Raw genomic sequence first — 24,672 nt, 5'->3', positions numbered from 1 at the left:
GGCTTTTCTTTTGTCTAGGAGGATACTCAGAGGGTAAGACAGGATGGGTGGACGGCCAGCAGCAAAATCCGGAATGGGGAAAGCCGCTAACGATGGCGCTAACAAAACTCAGCTAGACAAAAGCCACGCTGAACCAGAACCATTGAGTTTAGCGAAGCCAACAGAAACTTTGAATCTCCGTAAATCCTGGACGATTGAAGATAGCGAAGAACTCTATCGCATCCAGGGTTGGGGAGAGCCTTATTTTTCCATCAATGCTGCGGGCCACATTACGGTGTCTCCCAAAGGCGATCGCGGCGGTTCTCTGGATCTGTTTGAGTTGGTGACTGCGCTTAAACTCCGAAACCTAGGCTTACCGCTACTGATTCGCTTTTCTGATATTTTGGAAGACCGTATTGAGCGTCTTAATGCTGCATTTGGCAGGGCGATCGCGCGGTACAACTACCCCGGTACTTACCGGGGTGTGTTTCCGGTCAAGTGCAACCAACAACGGCACTTGGTTGAAAGCTTGGTCAAGTTTGGTAAGCCGCACCAGTTTGGCTTGGAGGCAGGTTCCAAACCAGAACTGATGATTGCCCTGGCAACCTTGGACACACCCGGAGCTTTGCTGATTTGCAACGGCTACAAAGACCGCGAGTATATTGAAACGGCAATTCTGGCGCAGCGCTTAGGCCAAACTCCGATCATTGTGCTGGAGCAAGTCGAAGAAGTGGCGTTGGCGATCGCGGCAGGACGCAAGCTGGGCATTCAACCGATTCTGGGCGTGCGGGCCAAGCTGAGTGCCAAAGGGATTGGACGCTGGGGCAGTTCGGCGGGCGATCGCGCCAAGTTTGGCCTCACCATTCCGGAAATTCTCCATGCAGTCGAGCAGCTAAAAGCCGCTGATATGTTGGGTTCGTTGCAACTACTGCATTTCCACATCGGCTCCCAAATTTCTTCGATCAACGTCGTCAAGGATGCGATTCGCGAAGCTAGCCAAATCTATGTGGAGTTGGCGCAGCTCGGAGCCGACATGAAATATATTGACGTGGGCGGCGGTCTGGGTGTGGACTATGACGGGTCCAAAACCAACTTCTACGCCTCCAAAAACTACAACATGCAGAACTATGCCAATGATGTGGTCGCGGAAATCAAAGAAACTTGTGCCGAGCGTAATCTGCCTGTGCCCACCATTGTCAGTGAAAGTGGTCGGGCGATCGCCTCTCACCAATCTGTCTTAGTCTTTGATGTTTTGGGCACCAGCGAACCGCCATCAGAAACGCCAGAACCCGCCCGCGAAGATGAGCATTTGATCATTCGCAATCTCTACGACACCTACTCAGCCATTACTGCTGAGAATTACCAAGAGGCTTACCACGACGCCACGCAGTTCAAAGAAGAAGCAGTGAGCTTGTTTGGCTTTGGCTACGTTAGCTTGACCGAGCGAGCGAGAGCTGAGCGCTTGTACTGGGCCTGCTGCGAGAAGATTTTGGAGGTTGCTCGCCAGCAAGATTATGTGCCCGATGATCTCGAAGATCTAGAGAAAATCATGGCCTCGATCTATTACATCAACTTGTCGGTGTTTCAGTCAGCCCCCGACAGTTGGGCGATCGATCAGCTCTTTCCCATCATGCCGATTCATCGCTTAAATGAGGAGCCGACTCGACGGGCAACGCTGGCTGATTTGACTTGTGACAGCGATGGCAAAATTGACCAGTTTATTGACTTGCGCGATGTCAAATCTGTTTTGGAGCTACACGCCCTCAAATCAGAAGAGCCATATTATTTAGCCATGTTCCTGGGTGGGGCGTACCAAGAAATTATGGGCAATCTGCACAATTTGTTTGGCGACACGAACGCTGTGCATATCAGCCTCACACCCAAAGGCTACCGGATCGAGCATGTGGTCAAGGGCGACACGATGCACGAAGTTTTGGGCTATGTCCAGTACGATGCCGAGGACTTAATCGAAAACATTCGCCAGCAAACCGAACACGCCCTGCAAGAAAAGCGCATCACCTTAGCAGAGTCGCAACTGCTGCTACAAAACTACGAGCGCAGCTTGAGCGGCTACACTTACCTTTCTTCGTAGTTTGGTGTAACTGGCTCATTCATCTTTAGGAGTTTGATGTGGGGCACTCTTTAGGGGTGCCCTCACTTTTTGCCGATCGCCTGCCCAACGTAACCCCACACCAATTTAGTGAAGTACTAGAATAAGATTCATTCTCAATCGATTAGAATAAGATCGATTCTCATTTTCTTGGGGCTACCTGCTCTATCACTGCTGTCTCTGAGGAGAAGCTGTCTTGCATATCACCATGCGATCGCTTTTACAAACTCTGTCCCTGCTGCCTTGGTTGGTTCTCATGGGCTGTAGTCAAACTACCTCAGGCTCTCCTAGCGCTGAGCTATCCCAAGGTAAAGGGCAGTCTGATCGGGTGCAGGTGATGACCACCTTTTTGCCCATGTACTTGTTTACCAAGGCAGTGACAGGGGATGCGGCAGATGTGAAAGTCTTGATTCCGCCGGGGACTGAAGTACATGAATACCAGTCGAAACCGGGGGATGTGCAGGCGATCGCGCAGGCAGATGTGCTGGTCGAGAATGGCTTAGGGCTGGAATCTTTCTTACGAGATACCATCAAAAGTGCTCAGAATTCTAAGCTAGTAGTGGTTGACGCGAGCCAGGGGATTCAACCCATTGGTGCAGCGGCTACAGAGGAGCACGGACACGCAGAGGCAGAGCCTGGAGAGTCACACTCAGCAGACACAGCCGCCCATGCTCATGCAGAAGGTAATCCGCATGTTTGGCTCGATCCAGTTTTGGTAAAGCAGCAAATTACAAATATTCGCGATCAGTTAATTAAGGTCGATCCACCCAATCAACCTGCTTACACAGCCAATGCTGCGGCCTATCTCCAGCAACTTGATACGCTTCATGGGGAGTTTCAGCGAACTTTGCAAAAGTATCCCAACTGCACTTTTGTAACCTTTCATAATGCTTATCCCTACTTGGCACAGCGGTATCAGTTGCAGCAAGTCGCGGTGGTGGAGTTACCCGAAGATAACCTTTCGCCCAGGGAAGTGCAAAATGCGATCGCGACGGTGAAGCAGTACAAAGTAAAAGCATTATTTGGTGAACCGGGAACTGATAACAAGCTGCTGCAAAGCTTGGCCCAAGACTTAAATCTCACTTTGCAGCCCCTCGATTCCCTAGAAGCTGGCTCCTTAGACCCACAGTATTACTTCACCGCAATGAAGAAGAATCTCCAAACTCTCGAAGCTGCATGTCAGTAGTATTGATGAATTCCGATCAACCTCATTTCGACTTTGAGCAACAGTATCACCCAGAGCTTTCTCCTGCTGAAGGGAACTGGAGCAGCCCCATCTTGCAGATTGAGCACTTGATGGTATATCAGGGACAACACCCAGCGGTGCAAGATGTCTCCTTTGAGTTGCAACCTGGAACAGATACGGCTGTAGTAGGGCCGAATGGGGCAGGGAAGAGTACTTTAATTCAAGCCATTTTGGGCCTGTTACCCCGTAAGCAAGGCACGATCCAAATTTTTGGTCGTCCGTTATCTCGCTTAGGAAATTTACGGCATCAAATTGGCTATGTGCCTCAAAACTTTGTATTCGATCGCAGTTTTCCAATCTCGGTGCATGAGTTAGTCGGGTTAGGCTGGGTAGATCTGCAAACGCCAGCTTCTCCAACTGCAACACCCATAGAAACTTGGTTGCGGAGCCTGCAAACTTTAGCGATCAGAGGCGATCGCCATCAAAGACGACAAAGCGCGATCGCTCAAGCGTTACAACGAGTGGATGCGTATCACCTACGCCATCGGCCTATTGGCACCCTAAGCACTGGACAACTGAAGCGAGTGTTGCTGGCCTACTGCCTCGTGATGCCTCGCAAACTTTTAGTCTTAGATGAAGCTTTTGCTGGCGTAGATGCTCAAGGAGAGGCAGACTTCTATGCCTTGTTACACCAACTCAAGCAAGAACAACAGTGGACTGTGTTGCAAGTGTCTCACGATCTAGATATGGTTAGTCGCCATTGCGATCGCGTGTTGTGTGTGAATCAAAGACTCATTTGTCATGGACAGCCAGAGATCGCCTTATCTCCACAAAATCTCCTGGCTGCCTATGGACCCGCTTTCAGTCGATACCAGCATAATCATTAGGTTTTTCCGGCGATCGCTACCCCTAAATAGAATCTTTTGAATATGTAATATTCATCACAACCCATCGACTGTAGGCCCTTTATTGTTGAACTCATAGGTGGACGTCAAACTCCTAAACTTAGGGTTTGCTCCTAATTCCTTAAGCCGGGTATGACTGGGACATGGCTTTGCTGTGTCCTTCAATTATTGTTTTTAGTTTTCGCTTCGGTAGCAACTCGCAGGCGATCGCTCTCTAGGAACCTCGCCTCTTCTAAGGCAGGCTCTGATTTTAGAAGGTCAACGCACAGCCACCTGTTCTACTGCGGTGCTCAGCATTTAGAGCTAACAATTTCCTCTAAAATACCTCTCGTGTTTCGCTCCACTCAAGCGCTGGGTCTTGCTCGTGTCCAGCTACCTTTATGGCTCGTTGGTAGGCAGCACGCTGACTGATTCTCGCAAGCCACGCTTGAATGTTGGGGCGATTGTCAAGGCCTACGTTATAAAAGGCTTTCATGGTGCCGAAGGGGAAGTGCATCATGATGTCGGCGGCGGTAAATTCGTCACCCGCAAAGTAGGGTACTTGTGATAGGCGAGTTTCAACCCATTGTAGGTGGCGATCGCGCCGTTCCTGGAGCATGCGTAACAGTGGAGAGCCACTATCTGCACCCGCAGCCATTGTCGCGATCCAGTGCAGGCTCATCTGATTCATGAGACTGGCGTTGGCATAGTGGAACCAGTACAGATAATCGGGGTATTGAGGTGCTGTGACAGGTACTATGAGCCGTCCGTCTCCGTAGCGAGCCAATACATACTCAAGGATGGCTCCAGACTCAGCCAGCACGACTTCACCATCACAAAGCACAGGCGCACTACCGATCGGATGAATCGATCGCAGTTCTTCTGGCGCAAATTGAGTAGATGGATCGCGTTGGTATACTTTTAGCTCGTACGGTAACTCTAGTTCTTCGAGCAGCCAGACAACCCGCTCAGACTGAGAGACGTTGAGATGGTGAACGGTGAGCATGTAGCATCGATATGGCGGTACTTCGCTTTGAGTATAGCAACGTCGATATTCATTCACGCTCTGTTTAAGCCCTTGGGATACTTGGCAGAACGGTTATAGATTAAAAATTTCTAAGGAATCTGACTCCAGCCTGAATCAGGGATTGCTTCTGCCCCAGTGCTAGGTGTAAGGGGATTTGGCTTACGAGGAGAGTGGGCTTCAGAATTTGGCGGTTTATCTTCATGAGGCGGTTGCAATATGCCTGTATAGTACCGGGCACTCACGCCAGCACCAAAAACAATCTCATCCTGATTTTGCAAGTCATGAGCTTGAAGCGATCGCCCATTAATAAGGAGTCCGTTCGCACTAGGTTTGCCCTTGAGGTTGCCGTCTACGATGCGATAGTAAACTGTGCCGTGTTTGTGAGGTAACTGCACGAGGGTGGCACGGCAGCGTGCAGCAAACTGGGTATGCAAGTGAATATCACACTTCACATTCGTACCAATTGAGTAGATTGGGCTATCAAGTATCACCTCACGTTGCCCTTGATTGTCTTCAACAATCAGCAAATGATAAGACTGTGCTTCCATACGTACACTCATCATCTTAAAAATCAATTACCTGATTCGGATTAAAGGTAAGTGTGGGGCAGGTATCTTTTTGACGTGCGGAAAAACGTTTGCACCATACTCTCTTTAAGCCCTAAGCGAGTGCTATAAGACAAATGGTATGAAATTTTTAGGAATTGATCTGGGTTGGCGATCGCCTTCCGCAAGCCGTGCCTCTTCTGTGGCTACATGATTGTATTGGGGCAGGTGAGCACTTATTTAGCTATTGCCATGAAGTTAGAGAAAAACTTTTGAAACAACTGAAATTCCTGAAGCAGTCCCAACCCAATCAGAAACAGGAAGCGGCCTCAACTACAAGCGCTACGAGTGCTTAACTTAGTTCCTAAACCGATTTAGCGCATTACAGTTTAGACCCTTCTCAAGTGTTATGACAGAAAGAGGTCTAACGATCGCTGGTTTAGAGAGGGCTGAGTGCCATGAAACTTCCTGATGGTCCTAAAGGTCCGAAGCTATTTCTGACGCTGCAAGGTGTGTTGTGGCCATTGGAGTTTTTAGAAGATTGTGCACGGCGCTATGGTGATCCGTTCACTTCCCGCTTCGCTAGCTTTCCGCCGTTTGTAGTTTTCAGCAACCCCCAAGCCATCCAAGAGATCTTTACCGCCGACCCCAAGCTATTTGACTCTGGTCGCTCTAATACCGTATTTCGTCCCTCACTAGGGGACAACTCGCTTATTTTGCTAGACGGCGATCGCCACGCTCGACAACGGCGCTTACTCACGCCTCCGTTTCATGGCGATCGCATGCGGGCTTACGGTCAGTTGATCTGTGATGCGGCAGAAAAAGTGATCAGTGACTACTCCATTGGTGAAACAGTGGTAGCTCGGACGGCAATGCAAGAAATTTCCTTACGGGTGATTTTACGAGCGGTGTTTGGTTTGGATGAAGGGCCAAGACTGGAGCAACTGCGGCAACTTTTGAGTGCTTTACTCGAAGGCTTTAACTCTCCGCTCAAATCTCTCATTGTGTTTGTGCCAGCCCTACAGCAAGACTTAGGGGCTTGGAGTCCTTGGGGTCAATTTCTTCGCCGTCGGCAAAAGATTGATCAACTCATCTATGCCGAAATTGAGCAACGCCGAGCTGAACCAGATGCAGCCAGAGAAGACATCCTCAGTTTGATGATGGCTGCACGAGATGAAGCAGGCCAACCGATGACAGATGTGGAACTGCGAGATGAGTTGATGACTTTGCTGATTGCGGGGCATGAAACTACCGCTTCGTCACTGTCTTGGGCACTTTACTGGGTGCATGCTATGCCTGAAGTGCACGATCGCCTCTTACAAGAACTAGAAACGGTAGGGCCAGAAGCAGATCCCAGCGCGATCGCTCGTCTACCTTACCTAAATGCAGTTTGCCAAGAAACGCTACGACTTTACCCGGTGGTGCTGTTCACGTTTCTCCGCATAGCCAAGGCTCCAGTCAAAATTATGGGGCACGAGTTTGAGCCAGGAACTTACCTCTCACCCTGCATTTATTTGACTCATCACCGTCCAGATCTCTACCCAGAACCCAATCAGTTCCGCCCAGAACGCTTTTTAGAACGGCAGTTTTCGCCCTACGAGTATTTACCCTTCGGTGGTGGCAATCGTCGCTGCATTGGGATGGCGTTCGCTCAATACGAAATGAAGCTGGTTCTAGCTACTTTGCTCTCCCGCTGGCAATTCAGCCTGGTTGATCACCGCCCCGTTCGTCCCCTTCGTCGTGGAGCTACTTTCACGCCTCAAGGTGGTATCCCTCTGGTACTTCAAAGCGATCGCCCATTAAACAGTTTGACAGTAGTTTGATGATGAAGTTTTTGGGAATTGATTTGGGGTGGCGATCGCAACCTACCGGACTTTGCTGTCTCGAATGGCGAGAGGACAAATTACATTTGTTGAATTTGGAGCGGTTAGAAGCGATCGCTGATGTTTTGCTTTGGGTAGACTATTCAGCTCCAGCTGAAGCGTCGGCAGTGATCGCGGTAGATGCGCCAACCTTAATTCCCAACGCAACGGGGATGCGATTGCCCGATCGCCTCACTCACAAGCATTTCGGGCGGTATCATGCAGGCTGCTACCCTGCCAACTTAGGTTTGCCGTTCGCTGAACGGACTGTAGCTTTTGGTCTAAGTTTGGAAGCGCGAGGGTTTGCTCATGCGCCAGTATTAGCAGCGCAACAATCAGGACGCTACCAAATTGAGGTGTTTCCCCATCCAGCGATGATTCATCTGTTTGGGTTGCCGCAGATTTTGAAATATAAAAAAGGCAAGCTGAGCGATCGCCGATTGGAACTGTTGAAGCTACGTCAACATATTCTGCAAGACTTGACGCAGTTGGAGCCAAGCTTGTTTGTTCCAGACGCAACCTTAGTTCCGGAAATCCCCACCAAAGGGACAGAGATGAAAGCCGTTGAAGATCAACTGGATGCTTTAATCTGTGCCTATGTCGCTGCTCACTGGTGGTACTGGGGATTAGAGCGCAACTTGGTTTTAGGCGATCGCGAGACAGGCTACATTGTCATCCCTACGCTTCTGCCCAAAGGATCAACCCAGGCTCATATGGACTGCTGAGGTACTCATTTTTGGGTAACACGCGCAAGGATAGCCCTTGGAGACCGCTACTGGTGTAACTAATGTCGATTGTGTAGATACTATGCTGGTTTGGGTCTTGACCTTGATATTCCATCTCCACGGACACACCATCGGCAATCTCACCTTCGGCATTGACTGAACCTTGATACAGTTCTACCTGCACATCAGCAGGAGTTAAAGCTCCTAGCTTGAGGCGGGCTTTAACACTAATGGTTTCGTTGACTTGAATATCCGCAGGTTGAGAGATATCAATATCCTGAATCTTCATGTCGTACCAATGCTCAAACAGATGCGCTTTCCAATGGGATAACTCCTTGGCAGCCGCGTACTGGTTGTTGACCATCGCCTGATAGCGATCGCTAGCGGGGAAGTAAGCCTGCATGGCATAATCTCGCACCATTCGAGCCGTGTTAAACCGAGGACAGTTGAGGTGGATCGCATGTTTCATCTTGGCAATCCAACCACGCGGCAATCCCTCGGCATCGCGATCGTAAAATAGTGGCACAATTTGTTGCTCTAGCAGGTCGTACAGCGCATTGGCCTCTACCTCATCTTGGTAGTTGGGGTCTTCGTAGTCTTCCCCATGCCCAATCGGCCAACCTGTTTTCACGTAGTCAGCTTCATCCCACCAACCATCAAGGATGCTTAAGTTAGGCAAGCCATTCATTGCTGCTTTCATGCCGCTAGTGCCAGAAGCTTCGCGGGGTCGGCGGGGAGTATTCAGCCACACATCACAACCAGCCACCATCAACCGCGCTACATGGATGTCGTAGTCTGGGATGAACACGACATAGCGGCTCAAGCCTTCTGCACGAATAAAGTGGACAATTTGCCGAATCAGTTCTTTGCCCGGAATATCTCTGGGATGAGCTTTACCTGCAATCACAAATTGTACGGCTCGATGCCTGGAGCCACCTTGCAGGATTTCTTTGATTCGCTCCAGATTACGCAGGAATAAACTGGCACGCTTGTAGGTGGCAAAGCGACGCGCAAAGCCAATGGTTAAGACAGTCGGATCAAGCACCTCTTGGGCCTGCGCCAACTCGCTCAGGGAGCCACCGCGATCGCGCACATTCTTTTGCAGGCGATCGCGCACAAACACCACCAGTGCCGAGCGGCAGCGTTCATGATTGCGCCAAAGTTCTTCATCAGGAATCGATTCCACCCGTTCCCACAACGGATGATCCGGTGCTGCATCCGACCAATTAGGTCCAAGGTAGCGATCGTACAGCTCCTGAGTTGACTTGGCGACACAACTACGGGCATGCACCCCATTGGTAATGGCGGTAATGGGCACTTCATTTAACGGGAAATTGGACCACAAGCTTTGGAACATGTGGCGAGAAACTTCCCCATGCAATTGACTGACGCCATTGATAAAGGTCGCCATCTTAATGGCCAAAATCGCCATGCTAAAGGGTGAGGAGAAATCGCCTGTATTCTCCCGACCAAGCGCTAAAAATTCTTCTCTAGGGAAGCCAAAAGTTCCAGCGTAGTGCCCCAGGTAATGCATGATTTTGTCTGGGGGAAATAGGTCAATTCCTGCGGCAACCGGCGTGTGTGTCGTAAACACCTGGGTAGACTGAGCCACCTGGCTCGCTTCGGTGAAGGTCAAGCCATCTTCTTGGATCATCTTGCGAATCCGCTCTAGAGCTAGAAACGCTGAGTGTCCCTCGTTCATGTGATAAACGGTCGGCTTCAGCCCCAAGGCTTCTAGCATGCGGACGCCACCAATTCCCAGCATCATTTCCTGGTGAATCCGCATATCAATGTCACCACCATACAACTCGTCGGTGATGTCATGGTCGTAGGGGCTGTTGGGTTCAATGTTGGTGTCGAGCAGATACAACGGCACGGTACCTACCTGCACACGCCAAACTCTGGCATAGACCGTCCGACCCGGATATTCTACAGAAATTCGGATCTCTGAACCATCTGGATGCCGTTCTGGCTCCAGCGGCATGTTGTAAAAGTCGTTGATGGGATAGCGCTCTTGTTGCCAGCCATCTGCATTGAGGTATTGGGCAAAGTAGCCTTCTTGATAAAGCAGCCCCACGGCAACCAGTGGCAAACCCAGATCACTCGCGGATTTGAGGTGATCGCCTGCGAGAACACCCAAACCGCCTGAATAAATGGGTAGGCTATCGGTAAGGCCAAACTCTGCTGAGAAGTAAGCGTAGCAGGCTTGTTGATCTTTGGCTTTTTGCTTGCGATACCAAGTCCGCTCTGTCAAGTAGCCATCAAGTTGCCGCGCGGCCCGCTCCATGTGAGCCAGAAAACCTTCGTCTTCGGCTACTTCTCGCAAGCGCTCTTGGCTAATGGTGCCCAACATGAGCACGGGGTTGTGACGGCTCGATTCCCAGAGGTCTCGGTCTAAGCGGTGGAATAAATCTTTCGTTTCAAAGTTCCAATCCCAATGGAGGTTGTAGGCCAACTTCCGGAGGGGTTCCAAGCGGGGGGGCAAGGAGGGAGAGACGTTGAAAGTACGAATTGGCCGCATGATCGAGCAAACTCCAAGTCCAGCTAGGGCTATTGTCTCCCCAGTTTCCCTAAAAGTCTGGCACTCTTAACACTCTCTTGAGATAGGTGACAATCTGTTGCGATCGCTCCTTGTCCTGAATTTGAGCTTTGGGATTCGGCTGAGAAGTTTGTCTGGACATTTAGAACCGCAACGACTCAAAGATAATCGCACTAGCCATAAAGCATAGAGCGATCGCGGCCACACGCAAAAACCACTGACCTACGACAGCCAACAAAACTGTAACGAGCGAGCTAGCCCCCAACCCTGCCAAGACAATGCAAAGAATAGAGAAGCCGAACAAGCTGATAAAGAAGTATTTGACGGTTTCGCAGGCCAATTTGAACATCAGGCTGTAGCGCTCTGTTGTCTTCATGATTTCTATTCCTGTTGATCTAAAAGTTGCTTAATTTAGCGTTCTACGTGAAATGACGGAACTCGCTATATTTTGTTCATGAAGTGCGAGGAGCGATCGCAACTAAGCGAATCGGTGGATCAGCCGGAAAATCAGCGGTCGCACTTCCCTTCCTGACTCCGAACCCTACTTCCATGAATCCGGATTTTTACTGAGGAAGTTTTGAGTTGAATAAAGGGCACCTCAAAGGATGCCCGCCAATCTCATTCCAGATAATGTCTTTAGCTTTTAATAGGACCGATTGCGACCTGATCCGGTAGATTGCAATTGCTGTTGGGGTTGGCCATCGGTGGCAATAAAAGCTGGATCAGCTAAGTCATGGGAGCTTCTAAACCACAGGGCTTGCTGTGGCGAACCGAGTTCAATCTTGGCTTCGTCCAGGGCGTATTTAAGGCGACGGCGAAACTCTCTAGCGACCTTCCACTGTTGCAGCGGTTCGGTTTTAATCCAAACTCGAATCAAAATCCCGGTATGGTCTAGCTCATCAATGCCTAACACTTCAGGCGGTTCAGGCAGCTTTCCTCGCCAGTCGCGATCGTGATACATTTCCTGACCCACTTCGCCAATCACCTCTAGGGCGCGATCGGGGTCAGTCCCGTAAGCGACATCAATGGCAATATCTACCCGCGACCAATCCTTCGAGAGGTTCTGCACAACGGCGATCGCACTGTTGGGGATGGTAATCAAGCGGCCCTCGTTGTTGCGTAACTGAGTGATCCGCAGATTCATGTTCTCTACAAAGCCTGAGACTTCCCCGACGGTAATCACGTCCCCTACGGCGTACTGATCTTCTAGCAAAATCAAGAAGCCGTTGATCATGTCTTTAATAATGCTTTGGGAAGCAAAGGAGATAGCTAAACCGATGATCCCTGCTCCAGCCAAGAGGGGGACCAAATCAACCCCAACCACTGAGAGCGCAACCAGCCCACCCGCAAACGTAAAAACAATGGTGGCAACGCTCTTGAGCACGCGGGAGAAAGTGGAAACTCGTAAAGCTAAACGCTGTGAGGCTTCGGGAGCCAGTAATTCACCCTCGGCGATCGCATCAAAAAACTGATCGATCAAGACTTCACTCGTGCGGATCACGACGTAGGTCAGTAGCCCAACCCCCAGGACTTGCAGGGGAGCCGAGAATAGCAACGGTTGCAACCAGCGGCTATAAGGAAATAAGCCCAAAATAATATAGGTACTGCCACCCCACAAACCGACTTGAGTTGCATCTACCAGTCGGTGCTTAATGTCATAGACATTGCGTTGTTGGCGAGTCGCAAATTGGTGCTGAACTGCGGCAACTGTTTCGATCTGCTCGCCTTCCGATGAGGTGGGATCAGCCGCACTCACTGCCTCTGGCAACACCTCTGATTGGGTGGGAATTTGCGCTTGCAACCGAATTTGCTTCGCTCTGAAGCGGCGTTGCAGACGACTTAGCCCGTAGCTGCTGATAATTACCGCAAACCCAATGCCATCAGCGATGAGAGCTTGCCGCAGGAGAAATTGGGGTTGCCGTTCTTGCTGTGCCTGAATCAGGGCATTGCGAATAATGGCAGTCAGTCGATTGGCCCAGCGTTCTGGGTCACGGCCTTGGAACTGAGCATCTAAAGTGGTGACCGTCATCAACCATTGATCGTTGACATAGATGACAGGCAAACCGCTCTGTTCGTCGATCGCGCTGGTGACTTGTAACTTATTTGGATCAAACCGACTATTGGCGATCCGTTGCAGAATCGTTTCGATGTCTTGCTCACGTCGCTTGATCGGAATAGGTTGTCCTGGCTTCTGACCTACAACAGGTAGTGCAATCGAGAAGAGAGTTCTGCCATCTAAGCGCACCTCACTTGTCGCCACCTCAGCACTGTTACCCTGAGTCCCTAGCTGAGTGAGGAGACTATCCAGCTTTTGGACATTGGGACTGAGGGTTTGGGTAAGTGGAGTAGTCGTAGGTTGAGTGGTAACAGGCTGAGCAGTAGCAGGCTGAGCGCTGGCAGGTAATAGAGAGAGCGGCAACACACTCAGCGCGATCGCTCCCGCCATAACTCCCCTGAAGTGACTAGATCGGGAGCAGCCCCATACTTTGGTATCTATGTTCCATTGAAAAAAGCTCATATGGAAACCGACTGAAATAGGACACAACAGAATTTAGGGTTTGCGAATTTGTAACGACTGGTTACAATACGACTCTCCCAGTCTAACGATGCGATCGCTCCAGAACTTTATCCCTAGAGGTAGTAAGGACAATGTCAAACTAAGGGAAGATTTTTCCCTGAGTACTGAACGCGCTTCGGAGGCAGCTTTGGATTCTGGACGTTTCGACTCGATTGACTCAACTGGCCAGCAGGATCAGGTGTCTGCCTCGGTTACGGCCATAGACGACCATGCCACCATCGGGACTGTCTTCGATCGCGCCATGATGCAGCGATGTCTAGAGTTAGCTCGACGCGCGTTAGGTCGTACTGCCCCCAATCCTCTAGTAGGAGCTGTCATTGTTAAAGATGGTGCAATTATTGGCGAGGGTTTTCACCCCCAAGCAGGGCAGCCTCATGCCGAAGTATTTGCCTTGCGTGAGGCAGGCGATCGCGCGCGCGGCGCTACCCTTTATGTCAACTTAGAGCCTTGCAATCATCACGGACGTACGCCGCCCTGCTCCGAAGCAGTGGTAGCAGCGGGTCTCGCTAAAGTCGTCGTAGGGATGGTAGACCCTAACCCCAAAGTCGCGGGAGGTGGCATTGCCCGCTTGCAAGCCGCAGGCATCGAAGTGGTGACAGGGGTAGAAGCAGCAGCCTGTCAGGAGCTAAACGAAGCTTTTGTGCATCGGATTCTTTACCATCGGCCTTTTGGCATTTTGAAATACGCCATGACCCTAGATGGCAAAATCGCTACCAATAGTGGGCATAGTGCCTGGATCACAGGACAGGCAGCGCGGGCAGAAGTGTTTCAACTACGAGCGACTTGCGATGCTGTGATTGTGGGCGGCAATACTGTACGGCTGGACAACCCACTGCTCACTAGCCGCCAAGTTGATGGCCCTCATCCATTGCGAGTTGTGATGAGCCGCACCCTAAATCTGCCAGAAGAAGCTCATCTGTGGCAAACCGCCGCCGCGCCCACTTTGGTGATCACAGAGCCAGGAGTCAAGCCTGAGTTTCAAGCATTGCTCAGACACTTGGGGGTAGAGGTGGTGGAGCTGTCTCCACTCACACCTGCTCAAGTCATGACTTACCTTTACGATCGTGGCTTTTTGTCAGTGCTATGGGAATGCGGCGGTACCTTGGCAGCGCAGGCGATCGCGGATGGTGCAGTACAAAAAGTCTTAGCCTTTATTGCGCCCAAAATTGTCGGCGGCAGCACAGCTCCCTCTCCCGTCGGCGACTTAGGCTTTCTCACCATGCCTCAGGCTTTGCCGCTAGAAAAACTACGCTGGCGACCGGTAGGGGCAGATTTGTTAGTAGAAGGATATTTGCCGCAAACCCAGGTTAGTTCCCTAGAGTAGCGATGAAGTAGGCGATCGCTCTAGGTTCCATCTGTATTACAAATGTCAGAAAACTCTGACGCTCTCTAGCAATCTAAAACAGGTTTAAACTTCAGCAATATCTGCTATATTCGCGCTAACTCAGTTCAGCAATAACGCTTTCAAACAGGCTCAAATTCCGGATTTACCAATGAATCCAGGTAGGAAATAAAGATATGTTGGAAATCACGATTTTGAGCTTATTTGTTGGCAGTTTGGGAGCGCAAGCAACCCTCTTAGGAAATTGGTTGCGCTGGCAGCAAGTGGTTGTGGGACTGCAAAGTGAGGAGGAGGAAGAAATTTTGACCCGCTACGAGACGAAAGAAGATATTGCCAAAACAGGCCACGGGAACACCACTGCTCCACGCCAAACCGCCAATGGTCAAACTGCTAATGGTCAAACCGCTAATGGAGCTACCAAGGAAGCTCAGCGTGACCCTCGCTTAATGGGATGGGAATTCAAAATTGTCCGAGCCAATCGTGACCTGTTTCGTGATCCAGCCGTCTTTCAACGGATGTGCCAAGAAGAATCGGAATCAGGCTGGATCATGCTAGAAAAACTAGACGATCGCCGAGTCCGCTTCAAGCGCCCGATCGCCATGCGAGACATCGTCAAAGCAGAATTCCTCAACTATGACCCCTACCGCTGTCACTATGGCCCAACCCATAACTCAGTCACTTGGCTTGGCGCGATCGCAGCCCTGACTGCAATTTTGCTACCTGCCTACTTGGGCTATGCCTTGGTGTCCATGCGGTTTACTAAAACACCCGTCAAGCCTGCTGCCACTGCTGTTCCAGGAATACAGGCGTTGCCTTCGGATTTGTTGTCCCAGCCCTAATACAGGGACAGTTAAGCGCTACAAAATTTGAGCCAGAAATTGACGAGTGCGCTCCTCACGGGGATTTTGGAAAAACTCAGTGGGAGTGCCCGACTCGATCAAAGTGCCGCCGTCCATCAAGATAATTCGGTCAGCGACTTCCCGTGCAAACCCCACTTCATGACTGACCACTACCATCGTCATCCCAGACTCGGCTAGCGATCGCATTACATCCAGCACTTCGCGCACCATTTCGGGGTCGAGGGCGGAAGTGGGTTCATCAAACAGCATAATTTTAGGTTGCATCGCTAAGGCACGGGCGATCGCGACTCGTTGCTGTTGCCCTCCCGAAAGCTGGCCCGGATACTTATGGGCTTGCTCCAAAATGCCGACTCGCTCTAGTAGTTGCATCGCCACATCTTCGGCTTTGGCTTTAGGCCACTTACGGACCCATTTCGGAGCTAGCGTAATATTCTGCACCACAGTCAAGTGTGGAAACAGATTGAATTGCTGAAACACCATCCCCACTTCCTGCCGAATCGTTTCAATATTCCGCAGGTCATGGGACAGTTCAATCCCATCAATTTCAATCCGCCCTTTCTGATAGTCTTCTAGCGCATTGAAGGTGCGGATAAAGGTGGATTTTCCAGAGCCAGAAGGCCCCATAATCACGACAACTTCTCCCCGCTCTACAGTCAGGCTAGCGCCCCGCAGCACATGAAACTTGCCGTACCACTTATGTACCCCTTCCGCCACAATCATGCTCATTACTTCTGAATCAGCTCCTTGTGTGTCTTAGAACTTCCTAACTTTTTCATTGTTAGCCAGGTTATCTCTAACTTCGACTGCCGCACTAGAAGCAAAATAGCATTTCCTAAGCTAATTCGAGGGACGCGATCGCAATTGTCCTTTTAGTCCTATTTCTTAACTATCTGTCCTCTCCTGCTGGAGAGCGATCGCCTCTGAAAGGCTAATTTATAAAACACTAGACTTTCGAGAAGCACAAACACTCGTTGGTATTTAGTTGTTCTCATGCTGAAGGAGCGATCGCTCATGAAATGACAAGGTTAACCATTATTAGACAGTTTTACATACTCAGAAAGTTTGATTTACCCGATACTATAATCTATTGAATTTCATTATTAATAGGATTAATTTGCTTGAGTGAAAGGGCTAATTCATACTCGAACAACTTAACATTCTGCATCAGAGAACAAGCAAGCATCAAATCTTCACTAATCTTTCTGGCTATAATGACACCCCGAATTTTCTGTTCTGAATCTGCTTGATTTTTTTGTATCCATGCCATGTAACGGAGTAGTTGACCGATCACACGATCATATCCGCGTGACACTTTAAGCTCGATAACTACAAAATCATTTTTGGAGTCAACTGCGAGAATATCAATAAAACGACCGCCTACAGGGAACTCAACACCTGTGATTCCTTCTTCTTCATAAAGCCTCAAGCCTGGTTCAATAATCTGAAGATTTTTGGCGAGATAGTCACGCAAGTCAGATTCATAAGCAAATTCGGTTGATATTCCAAGCTCTACCCCTTCTTCCACAACTTCTGCGTTCTGCAACATTGTTCCATTCGCCACACTATAAATTGGAGATGGATCTTGCTTGGAGTCATATAGGCGGAAATGGTTGCTATCAATTTGAAAGAACAGGTCATCTTCTCCAAGTTTTGGTGTGTAGTGCAACCTACTCGGAGCATTCACCGACAGGCGAATTAAATGGGCCGTAACCGTTCCTTTTTTAATTTTTGGATAATGCTGCGAAAACCAATCAATTGCTTGTTGTCTTACAAAACTTTGACCATCTTGCAAACCGAAGTCATAGACCATATCCCTCATTAGACGACGTACCGATTTCTCATATATTGCCATATGTGTAGATTAGCGAAATTTACACGTGTCTTAAAGCTCGATTATCTCTTGATTCAGTTGACGGATACTGAATAGAGATGTGACGATTTCTAATTACGTTTTTAACTGATGTATGAATGCTTTTCTAAATGGTGATTAGCGATCGCCTTTAACACTTCAAGCCACACTATCCAACTAACTGAAATTCAGAGAGATTTTGTAGAGCGATCGCTTCTGATCGCACTTAAACCAGATCAAACATTAAACACAGCTTGTATTAGCTAGTACAGCAAAACCAGTTCTGCTCTGCTCAGGACTACCTTTTAGCGTAGTTCAATGGATTGATGCAGGCTTTGCAGGAGCACGCGAACATGGGTAGTAGTTTAGTCTTAACAATTCTCAACAATTTACCAAAACAAACTTAGCCCTATGAGTACTCAAGCCAAGCAACGCAATAGCAGCCGCATCGATAAGACCAAACCCTACGATGGAGCAGATGGTCCCAAGGTTACCAGACCTGCTGACAACGTGATGACCAAAGAAACCGAGCCTTCTTGGGCCTTTGGCTTAGCACTGGGAACCGTCTTTTTAGCGATCAACTTTTTTGTCGCAGCCATTTACTTCGGCATCATCAATCCTTAAGTTCTTTTGTGGCCGACGCCGAGATGCTGCTCTAGGCGTCGGCTAGCGATCGACATGGAATAGCAAACTATCCAGTAGAGGAGACCGACAAAAAGGTAAACCTCAGCGTAGCGGCCCAAAAATTGCGGTTGAGCTAAGATCGATCGCGCAATTCCGGTGAGTTCTACTAGGGCAAAGATTGAGAGCAAAGAGGTGTCCTTAAACAGGGAGATAAACTGCCCAACGATCGCGGGAATCACCACCCGTAAGGCTTGCGGTAGCACAATCAGCCATAACACCCACAAGGGGTTGAGCCCCAAAGCACGAGCCGCTTCACTCTGTCCTCTGGGCACTGCTTGAAGACCAGCCCGGACATTTTCTGCTAGGTAAGCCGCATTAAAGAGCACGAGTCCGGCGATCGCTCGTAACAATCGGTCTAGCCGTAACTCGACAGGCAAGATTAGGGGCAACATCACCTGGGCTAGAAACAAGATGCCGATTAAAGGCAGGCCGCGCACGATTTCTACAAACAGGGTGCAAAACCACCGCACCACAGGTAAATTACTCTGTCGCCCTAGCGCCAGCAACACACTAAAGGGGAAAGCCAGCACAATACTGGTAGTTGCCAGCAACATCGTCAGCAACAGACCATTCCAGAAATTTGTGCTGACAGATCTGAGTCCTAGCCCGCCGCCAATTAGCCACAGCAATATCGGAAAAGCGCCTAGCCAAGCCCAAGCTAGCTGAGGTTTCAGCAGAGTTGCGAAACGTTTTCCTAACCAAAAACTGCCAAATAGAAGTAGCGCGATCGCGCCTAACCAGAGGCGAGGTGGTAGTGGCAAGGGCAACAGTATAGTCACGCCTAGGGCGATCGCTGTAACGATGCTGACTCCTCGCTTGGACCAAAGCGATCGCGCAGGTGCCAAACTGCCCCAAGAAAGCCCTGCTAAACCAACGACAATCCCCAACACCAGCCATAACCGCCAAGCCAAGTTGGGTGGATAGCGGCCAATGAAGAAGAGGCGTAAGTTGGTTTGCACCACCGTCCACTGAGCTTGCGTAAACACCCATCCCAGAACCGCTTGCAACACTTGGAAGAGCAGCCACAGACAAATCAGCGTCAGCAGGCTGTTGTACCAAGTGTTGAATAAATTACGGCGTAGCCATTGCCACGGGGTGATGGATAAAACGGGTGGTGGAGCATCATCTAGCGTCATAGTTTTGTTTAGCGCTCCACCAGTTGCACTGTGCGGTTATACCAATTGATCAAGCCAGAAATGACCAGGCTGATAGAAAGATAAGTCACTGAGATCAACACCATCACTTCCACGGCGCGACCCGTTTGGTTGTAGGTAGTCGAAGCCACCGCATACAGGTCTGAATAGCCAATCGCGATCGCCAAGCTAGAGTTTTTAGCAAGGTTGAGGTATTGGTTGCCCAAAGACGGCACGATCGATCGCAGCGCTTGCGGAAAAATCACGAGACGCAGAATATAGCTAGGTCTCAGACCTAAGGCACGAGCTGCTTCCCATTGTCCTTGGGACACCGACTGCACCCCACCTCGGACAATCTCAGCGATAAAGGTGGCGGTGTATAAACTCAGGCCCACCAACAAAGCGGCAAATTCAGGTGAGAGTTGCAGGCCACCTTCAATGCTGTCGGCAACAATGCGCGGCGCATCCCAACCCAGAATTTCGGTTTCAAAGATAATCAGGGCGATCGCGACAGTCACAGCCAGGGTGCCTAACAGCTTCAGCAATAAAGGGACTGTAGGGGCGGCGGCTCTACTACCCCACCAATGCCAAGCCCATACCAGCAGCAAATTAGCTGACAACAGTAAGAGCCAGACATCCGTATCGCGGGTGACGTGAAACCACGGCAACGCCACAGTCTGCTGAGTTAAATAGATTGGTCCTGGCAACTGAATATGAGCTGGTAGACGCGGAAAACCCAGAAAAACCGCAAAGTACCAGAAAAACAGTTGCAAAAGTAAAGGCGTATTGCGTAGCGTTTCTACATACACCAAAGCGAGCTGCCGCACTAGCCAGTTGTCCGAGAGACGCGCAATGCCAGCAGTCACTCCTACAACTGTTGCCAAGACGATGCCAAAAACGGTAACTCGCAAAGAATTCGCCAGCCCAACTTGTAACGCTCGTGCGTAGTTATCTGAAGGGCGATAAGAAATCGGGGTTTCGCCAATATCAAAGGCGGCTTGCGAGTTTAGAAAACCGAAGCCAAATTGAATCCCCAACTGTTGTAAGTTGCGGCTGAGATTGCTCCAGAAAATGGCGATCGCGATCGCGGTCAGGAGCACGACTAGCACTTGCCCAACGACCCACCAAAATCGCACATCTCGCCAGAGCGGAACGGAGCGTTGCGTTTTCATGCGATCGCCTTACCGGAAAGGTGGAGCATAGAGCAGCCCCCCCTGATTCCACAATTGATTTTGGCCACGTGGCAAATTTAGTTTCGTTTTTGGCCCTAGGTTGCGATCGTAAATCTCGCCATAGTTGCCCACATGCTTAATAATTCGCACCGTAAAGTCATTGGGCAAGCCTGCACCTTCACCTAAGTTGCCTTCTGCCCCTAAAAAGCGACGCACTCCCGGATCTTTGCTGCTACTAGCGAGTTGCGTGACGTTTTTGGAGTTGATCCCCATTTCTTCGGCATTAATCAAGGTGTAAATGGTCCAGCGCACCGCATCGTTCCACTTGGCATCTCCCGCAGCCACGGCAGGAGCAAGGGGTTCCTTGGAAACTACGTCAGTCAAAATTACATGCTCTTCAGGCTTGGGTAAAGCGCTACGTCGGGAGAGTAATTGCGAGCGATCGGACGTCACCGCATCGCAACGGCCTTCTTGGTAAGTGGCAAACACGATATTGACATCTTCAAACACCACCGGAGTGTAGTTGATGTTGCGCTTCCGCATTTCATCAGCCAAGTTTTGCTCGTTGGTGGTTCCGGTTTGGGTGCAAATAGAGCGGCCTTTCAGGTCAGTCAAGGATTTGATGCCGCCATTTTGTTTCACCATCACCCCTTGCCCGTCATAAAACACTGTGGGGGCAAATTCTAGGCCGACGGAAGTATCCCGGCTCATTGTCCAGGTAGTGTTGCGGCTGAGCACATCTACTTCGCCCGTCTGGACGGCGGTAAAGCGTTCCTTAGCGTTGAGGTTACGGAATTCTACAGCCTCTGGGTTATCAAACAGAGCAGCGGCGATCGCTCGACACACATCTACATCGAGTCCGGAATACTTACCGTCTTGCCCTACAAAACTAAATCCTGGTAGTTCGCCACTGACACCACAGACGACATTACCCCGACTGATGATGGTGTCTAGTTGGCTTTGCCGCTGTTGTTGGCTACACCCTGCTAGGGAAAGACCCATCAACACGGTTGTCACGATGAAAGAATGCCATTGACGCATAAATGCAGCTTTACTCTCTTTGAATAGGCTCCAAGGAGACAAGAGGTGCCACCAGAAATGCAAGGTACTACGTCTGGCTCTGGCCTCAAGCCTTCGATCGAGTTTTATCTTACAGGCTTCAAAGAGTCTATGGCTGACACTACGATACTAAGTTCCGCAATTATTACAGAGAGTTTCGAGAAGTTCAGCCATTAAGAATGAGGCACCAAGCGCTCTTCGGCTAAGTCACGGATAAGAGGCATTTTGGTGTGAATATAGGCATTCAACATGTTAGTTTCATCAGAATCAAGCGATTGCTGAGCTTTTAATTGCCGTAGCAGCCACTGGGCTAAGCTAGAATCGTCCAAATTTAGCAATATTTGGGCTTGAGCTGACTCAACCACCGCCCATAGCTGGCGTAGCATCAAAGGAGTCATACGTTCTCTTCCTTAATTGTCTTTTCACTTTTCAACCATATCTTGATCTGTAAATACCAAACTTCGGCCCACACAAGAAGACACAAGAGTTACAAAACACTTAATAAAGCGATTTATAAGTTGATTTGCTTTTCACAATTGCTTATTCGGTTTTTCGACCACTTGATACAAAAAGCTGAGCGTGGCCCAATGATTAACATCTAGCGCCCACATGTCAGTGGAAATGCTCAACGTTTGCGTCGGCACTGCACTGGCTTGATGCAGATCTTGCCAAATAGCTTGAGCAATTTCTAAAGGATTAGAAGGGGCACCCAATCGCTGCACTTCCCCCATGGGCCGCATTGCAGCTTCTAGAGCCGCCAAAGTTTGGGTAAAAGGTGCATCACTAAAAATCAGATGAGTTTCGGCAAAACCCGCTGGCCCTCTCACAATCCATTGCAGGGAGTTTTTCACTTGCGGCACGCTCAAGCTTTCCCCAGGCGCGATCGCTTCCTGCTTCAGACTAGATTTGGTTTCGCTCCCTTCTGTAGGAGTGGTGGCTTGGCTAGAGTAAAGCGCAATTAAGCTGCCGCTGCTGTCTAAACTTAGGGCGACGAAATAAATGGGGCGATCGCTATAGTTAGAAACTTGGTAACGAATCTGGCTACCCATTGGTAAAGCAGGAACGCCTAACTCAGTAGGCGGGGTGGGCGTCACCCGGCTGCCTGAGGGGGTACCATTCGCCCGCAGCGTGGATCGGGTGAGGAGAATCGCAGGTTTAGGAGTGACGAGTTCTAAAGCGACTTTCACGCCCAAGTGCGAAGATGCTTCGTTGGCTGTTAGTCGCAAAAGTTTGGCAGCTAAGCGCGTTTTCAGGTGAGGCAGGAGCCGCTGAATTGCTGACTTGACCGCTTCTCCACCTTCTCCCAAGCTGTTCGGAATTAACTCTCGACTGGCTGAAAACAAGCCATAGCTGCGCGGGGTGACACTGGATTCACTGCTGCGACTGCTGCTAACGTCAGCGATGGCGACCTCAGTCGTTGCTGTAGCTACAGTGGTGGGACGGACGGCTTCACTGACTCGCCCCAACAACGTGTCAGCAGGTTGCTCCCCCACCGTAACTACGGTGATATAAGGTGTGGCAGAAAATGCACTGGTCGCATCCACTCGTTCGATCCGCTCTAGCGTCGGGTCCAGAGCGATCGCTAAGTTAAGATGGCGCGGGATCACGCGGACGGTTTCTTGTAGCAGTTGCCCCACCTGAAGTTTGAGGTCGGCCGCCGCCTCACCCACTGTAGAAATGCGAGCTTTCGCAGTCAGGCCATTGCGAGCGTAAATCTGCACTTGTAGGGGTTGAGTGGTAACAGTCTCCAAGGCGTTAGCGGTTTCAGAGATACCCGAGGCGATCGCGCTGGGCTCAGTGTTTGAAGGGGCAGCTGCTAAATCTGTAGAACTGGATGGTGAGACTAGAGTTAGTACAGAATTCAAACCATAGGCTTCTAGACCAGGGCTAAACAATCCGCCGAGCCAAAGCTGACCTGATCTACCATCCTCATCCACGCTGATCACAATCCCTTCAGCTCCGAGGCGATCGCTGGGTGCTGTGTAGTAAGTGAGTAAAGCTTGCGATCGGCTTTGCAACCCCATCAAAGTGGGCTGTTCCTGGCCCACCCACTGAGCCACACTGGCGGTAGCGCGATTGAAGCTGACTTGAATAGTAGGAGCAGGAGCCGCCGACCAAAGATACTGGGTCAAGGCGTAGGTCAGTAAGCCAGCACTAAAACCGCCCCACTGTGTTTCAAAGGCTTGCTCTTGAGCAGAACCAGGAATTGTCGAACTAGCTAATTCGTCTAAGCTGGCTGCGGCTAAAACCACCCCAGGAATCTGCCTAGAGCGTCGTTGCACGCCCACCTGCTCTCGCGATGCCTGGATGCGGCTTAGGAGTTGGTCTTGAAATGCCAATTCCTCTGGACTGGGTTTGCCCAACTTAGGTTTGGGTCTAGCCCGCAGCCGCAAGTTTCCCTGTAAGGAACTGCCGGGGTAAAGATAGCTCGTATCTAAAATTGTGGTCACTCGGTCGGTTGGCAGCGATCGCAGCAGCAGCAGCAGCGTTTCCTCTAGCAAGTCGTTGACAACACCCTCAGCATCATCGCTTGATAAAACACCATCGACTGGAACCAGGCTGCTTTGTAGGGCTTCACCGGCACCCCCTAGCTGCACTCGACTACCATAGCCGCTGAAATGGAACACCACTACATCTCCTGGCCGTGCTTGCTCGGTTAGATGCTCTAGAAAGGCAGACTCAATGGCTTGGCGAGTGGCTTGGCGATCGCTCAGCGTCAGGATGTCGCGATCGCTAAACCCAAACCGATGAATGAGTAATTCGCGCTGCAACTCCACATCAGTTACACATCCCGCCAAGGCGGAGCTGCGAGTGGCAGTTCGGTGAAACATGCTGTCGGGATATTGGTTAATGCCCACCAGCAAAGCTAGTTTTCGGGTGGTGGGTGCAGCCAAGACTTGAGAGTAGCGATCGCTCAGGCGCAACAACCCTGCTTCACTCATGCCTAAGGCTGCCAAGGTCAAGCTAGCTTGTTGCAAAAAAGCTCGCCGCTTCAGTCCCATGCCTTTGCTTTCCCCTACGGCTATCTAGATCTGAGATTTCTAGGCACTCAACTCCACAGCCTCGCGGTTAACGTTGGCTGTAGCTGAGAAAATCCAGCCTTAACGACTGCCAGTATAGACGAAAAATAGGGACGCA

20 protein-coding genes are annotated in these 24,672 nt (G+C 50.2%); 8 read left to right on the top strand and 12 right to left on the bottom strand.

Features of this window, described 5'->3' with window-relative positions:
- Nucleotides 1-43: 43 nt before the first annotated feature.
- From speA to H6F72_RS17240, 3 genes are all read left to right on the top strand, one after another.
- Nucleotides 44-2,071: a biosynthetic arginine decarboxylase gene (gene speA, locus H6F72_RS17250; RefSeq protein WP_190438175.1), complete on the top strand. Its 2,028-nt coding sequence runs from the start codon at nt 44-46 to the stop codon at nt 2,069-2,071.
- Between the two features lie 214 nt (nt 2,072-2,285).
- Complete coding sequence (locus H6F72_RS17245; protein WP_242016991.1) at nt 2,286-3,275, top strand: metal ABC transporter substrate-binding protein; 990 nt, start codon at nt 2,286-2,288, stop codon at nt 3,273-3,275.
- Nucleotides 3,276-3,280: 5 nt separating this feature from the next.
- Nucleotides 3,281-4,162 carry a metal ABC transporter ATP-binding protein gene (locus tag H6F72_RS17240; RefSeq protein ID WP_190438174.1) on the top strand — a complete coding sequence of 294 codons (882 nt, stop codon included), beginning with the start codon at nt 3,281-3,283 and terminating at the stop codon, nt 4,160-4,162.
- A 334-nt stretch (nt 4,163-4,496) separates the two neighbouring features.
- On the opposite strand, the gene H6F72_RS17235 is transcribed toward H6F72_RS17240, so the two are convergent.
- Together H6F72_RS17235 and H6F72_RS17230 are read right to left on the bottom strand one after the other, a co-directional pair.
- Entirely contained in the window at nt 4,497-5,222 is a 726-nt protein-coding gene (locus H6F72_RS17235) for a glutathione S-transferase (RefSeq protein WP_206755444.1), read from the bottom strand.
- A gap of 53 nt (nt 5,223-5,275) precedes the next feature.
- Nucleotides 5,276-5,749, bottom strand: a complete 474-nt coding sequence (locus H6F72_RS17230) for an FHA domain-containing protein (protein ID WP_242016990.1) — start codon at nt 5,747-5,749, stop codon at nt 5,276-5,278.
- 440 nt (nt 5,750-6,189) lie between these two features.
- On the opposite strand from H6F72_RS17230, the gene H6F72_RS17225 reads away from it, so the two are divergent.
- Both H6F72_RS17225 and H6F72_RS17220 read left to right on the top strand, forming a co-directional pair.
- Nucleotides 6,190-7,554, top strand: coding sequence for a cytochrome P450 (locus tag H6F72_RS17225; protein WP_190438172.1), 1,365 nt, complete (start codon nt 6,190-6,192; stop codon nt 7,552-7,554).
- The gene (locus H6F72_RS17220) at nt 7,554-8,318 is read left to right on the top strand and encodes a DUF429 domain-containing protein (protein WP_242016989.1); all 765 of its coding nucleotides are present in this window, start codon (nt 7,554-7,556) and stop codon (nt 8,316-8,318) included. Before H6F72_RS17225 ends, H6F72_RS17220 begins: the two co-directional genes overlap by 1 nt.
- Here H6F72_RS17220 and glgP read toward each other — a convergent pair.
- The 3 genes from glgP to H6F72_RS17205 form a co-directional block, all read right to left on the bottom strand.
- The gene (glgP, locus tag H6F72_RS17215; RefSeq protein WP_190438170.1) at nt 8,272-10,839 is read right to left on the bottom strand and encodes an alpha-glucan family phosphorylase; all 2,568 of its coding nucleotides are present in this window, start codon (nt 10,837-10,839) and stop codon (nt 8,272-8,274) included. The genes H6F72_RS17220 and glgP overlap by 47 nt on opposite strands.
- Before the next feature lie 160 nt (nt 10,840-10,999).
- Entirely contained in the window at nt 11,000-11,233 is a 234-nt protein-coding gene (locus H6F72_RS17210) for a hypothetical protein (RefSeq protein ID WP_190438167.1), read from the bottom strand.
- Between the two features lie 267 nt (nt 11,234-11,500).
- On the bottom strand, nt 11,501-13,303 hold the full coding sequence (locus H6F72_RS17205) for a mechanosensitive ion channel family protein (protein WP_190438164.1): 1,803 nt from the start codon (nt 13,301-13,303) through the stop codon (nt 11,501-11,503).
- 112 nt (nt 13,304-13,415) lie between these two features.
- Here H6F72_RS17205 and ribD point away from each other — a divergent pair, with 112 nt between their 5' ends.
- Nucleotides 13,416-14,759, top strand: coding sequence for a bifunctional diaminohydroxyphosphoribosylaminopyrimidine deaminase/5-amino-6-(5-phosphoribosylamino)uracil reductase RibD (gene ribD, locus H6F72_RS17200; protein ID WP_348252041.1), 1,344 nt, complete (start codon nt 13,416-13,418; stop codon nt 14,757-14,759).
- Between the two features lie 194 nt (nt 14,760-14,953).
- Nucleotides 14,954-15,616: a hypothetical protein gene (locus tag H6F72_RS17195; protein ID WP_190438160.1), complete on the top strand. Its 663-nt coding sequence runs from the start codon at nt 14,954-14,956 to the stop codon at nt 15,614-15,616.
- A gap of 18 nt (nt 15,617-15,634) precedes the next feature.
- Here H6F72_RS17195 and H6F72_RS17190 read toward each other — a convergent pair whose 3' ends face one another.
- On the bottom strand, nt 15,635-16,357 hold the full coding sequence (locus tag H6F72_RS17190; protein WP_190438622.1) for an amino acid ABC transporter ATP-binding protein: 723 nt from the start codon (nt 16,355-16,357) through the stop codon (nt 15,635-15,637).
- Between the two features lie 364 nt (nt 16,358-16,721).
- Nucleotides 16,722-17,447 (bottom strand): endonuclease NucS domain-containing protein, encoded by a 726-nt coding sequence (locus tag H6F72_RS17185; RefSeq protein WP_242016988.1) that lies wholly within the window; start codon nt 17,445-17,447, stop codon nt 16,722-16,724.
- A gap of 450 nt (nt 17,448-17,897) precedes the next feature.
- Here H6F72_RS17185 and psaX point away from each other — a divergent pair, with 450 nt between their 5' ends.
- Complete coding sequence (gene psaX / locus H6F72_RS17180) at nt 17,898-18,110, top strand: photosystem I protein PsaX (protein ID WP_190438157.1); 213 nt, start codon at nt 17,898-17,900, stop codon at nt 18,108-18,110.
- Here the strand turns inward: psaX and H6F72_RS17175 are convergent.
- The 5 genes from H6F72_RS17175 to H6F72_RS17155 form a co-directional block, all read right to left on the bottom strand.
- A complete protein-coding gene (locus tag H6F72_RS17175) occupies nt 18,107-19,306 on the bottom strand; it encodes an amino acid ABC transporter permease (protein ID WP_190438155.1) in 1,200 nt (399 codons plus the stop codon). The genes psaX and H6F72_RS17175 overlap by 4 nt on opposite strands.
- 8 nt (nt 19,307-19,314) lie before the next feature.
- Entirely contained in the window at nt 19,315-20,475 is a 1,161-nt protein-coding gene (locus H6F72_RS17170; RefSeq protein ID WP_190438146.1) for an amino acid ABC transporter permease, read from the bottom strand.
- A 9-nt stretch (nt 20,476-20,484) separates the two neighbouring features.
- A complete protein-coding gene (locus H6F72_RS17165) occupies nt 20,485-21,516 on the bottom strand; it encodes an amino acid ABC transporter substrate-binding protein (protein ID WP_190438143.1) in 1,032 nt (343 codons plus the stop codon).
- A gap of 191 nt (nt 21,517-21,707) precedes the next feature.
- The gene (locus tag H6F72_RS17160) at nt 21,708-21,932 is read right to left on the bottom strand and encodes a hypothetical protein (RefSeq protein ID WP_190438140.1); all 225 of its coding nucleotides are present in this window, start codon (nt 21,930-21,932) and stop codon (nt 21,708-21,710) included.
- A gap of 132 nt (nt 21,933-22,064) precedes the next feature.
- A complete protein-coding gene (locus tag H6F72_RS17155) occupies nt 22,065-24,536 on the bottom strand; it encodes a caspase family protein (protein WP_190438136.1) in 2,472 nt (823 codons plus the stop codon).
- Between the last annotated feature and the right edge of the window lie 136 nt (nt 24,537-24,672).

It is taken from the genome of Trichocoleus sp. FACHB-46, assembly GCF_014695385.1.
Classification (GTDB): Bacteria; Cyanobacteriota; Cyanobacteriia; order FACHB-46; family FACHB-46; genus Trichocoleus.
The sequence above is the reverse complement of the archived record's forward strand: the minus strand, read 5'-3'. Positions and strand labels throughout refer to the sequence as shown.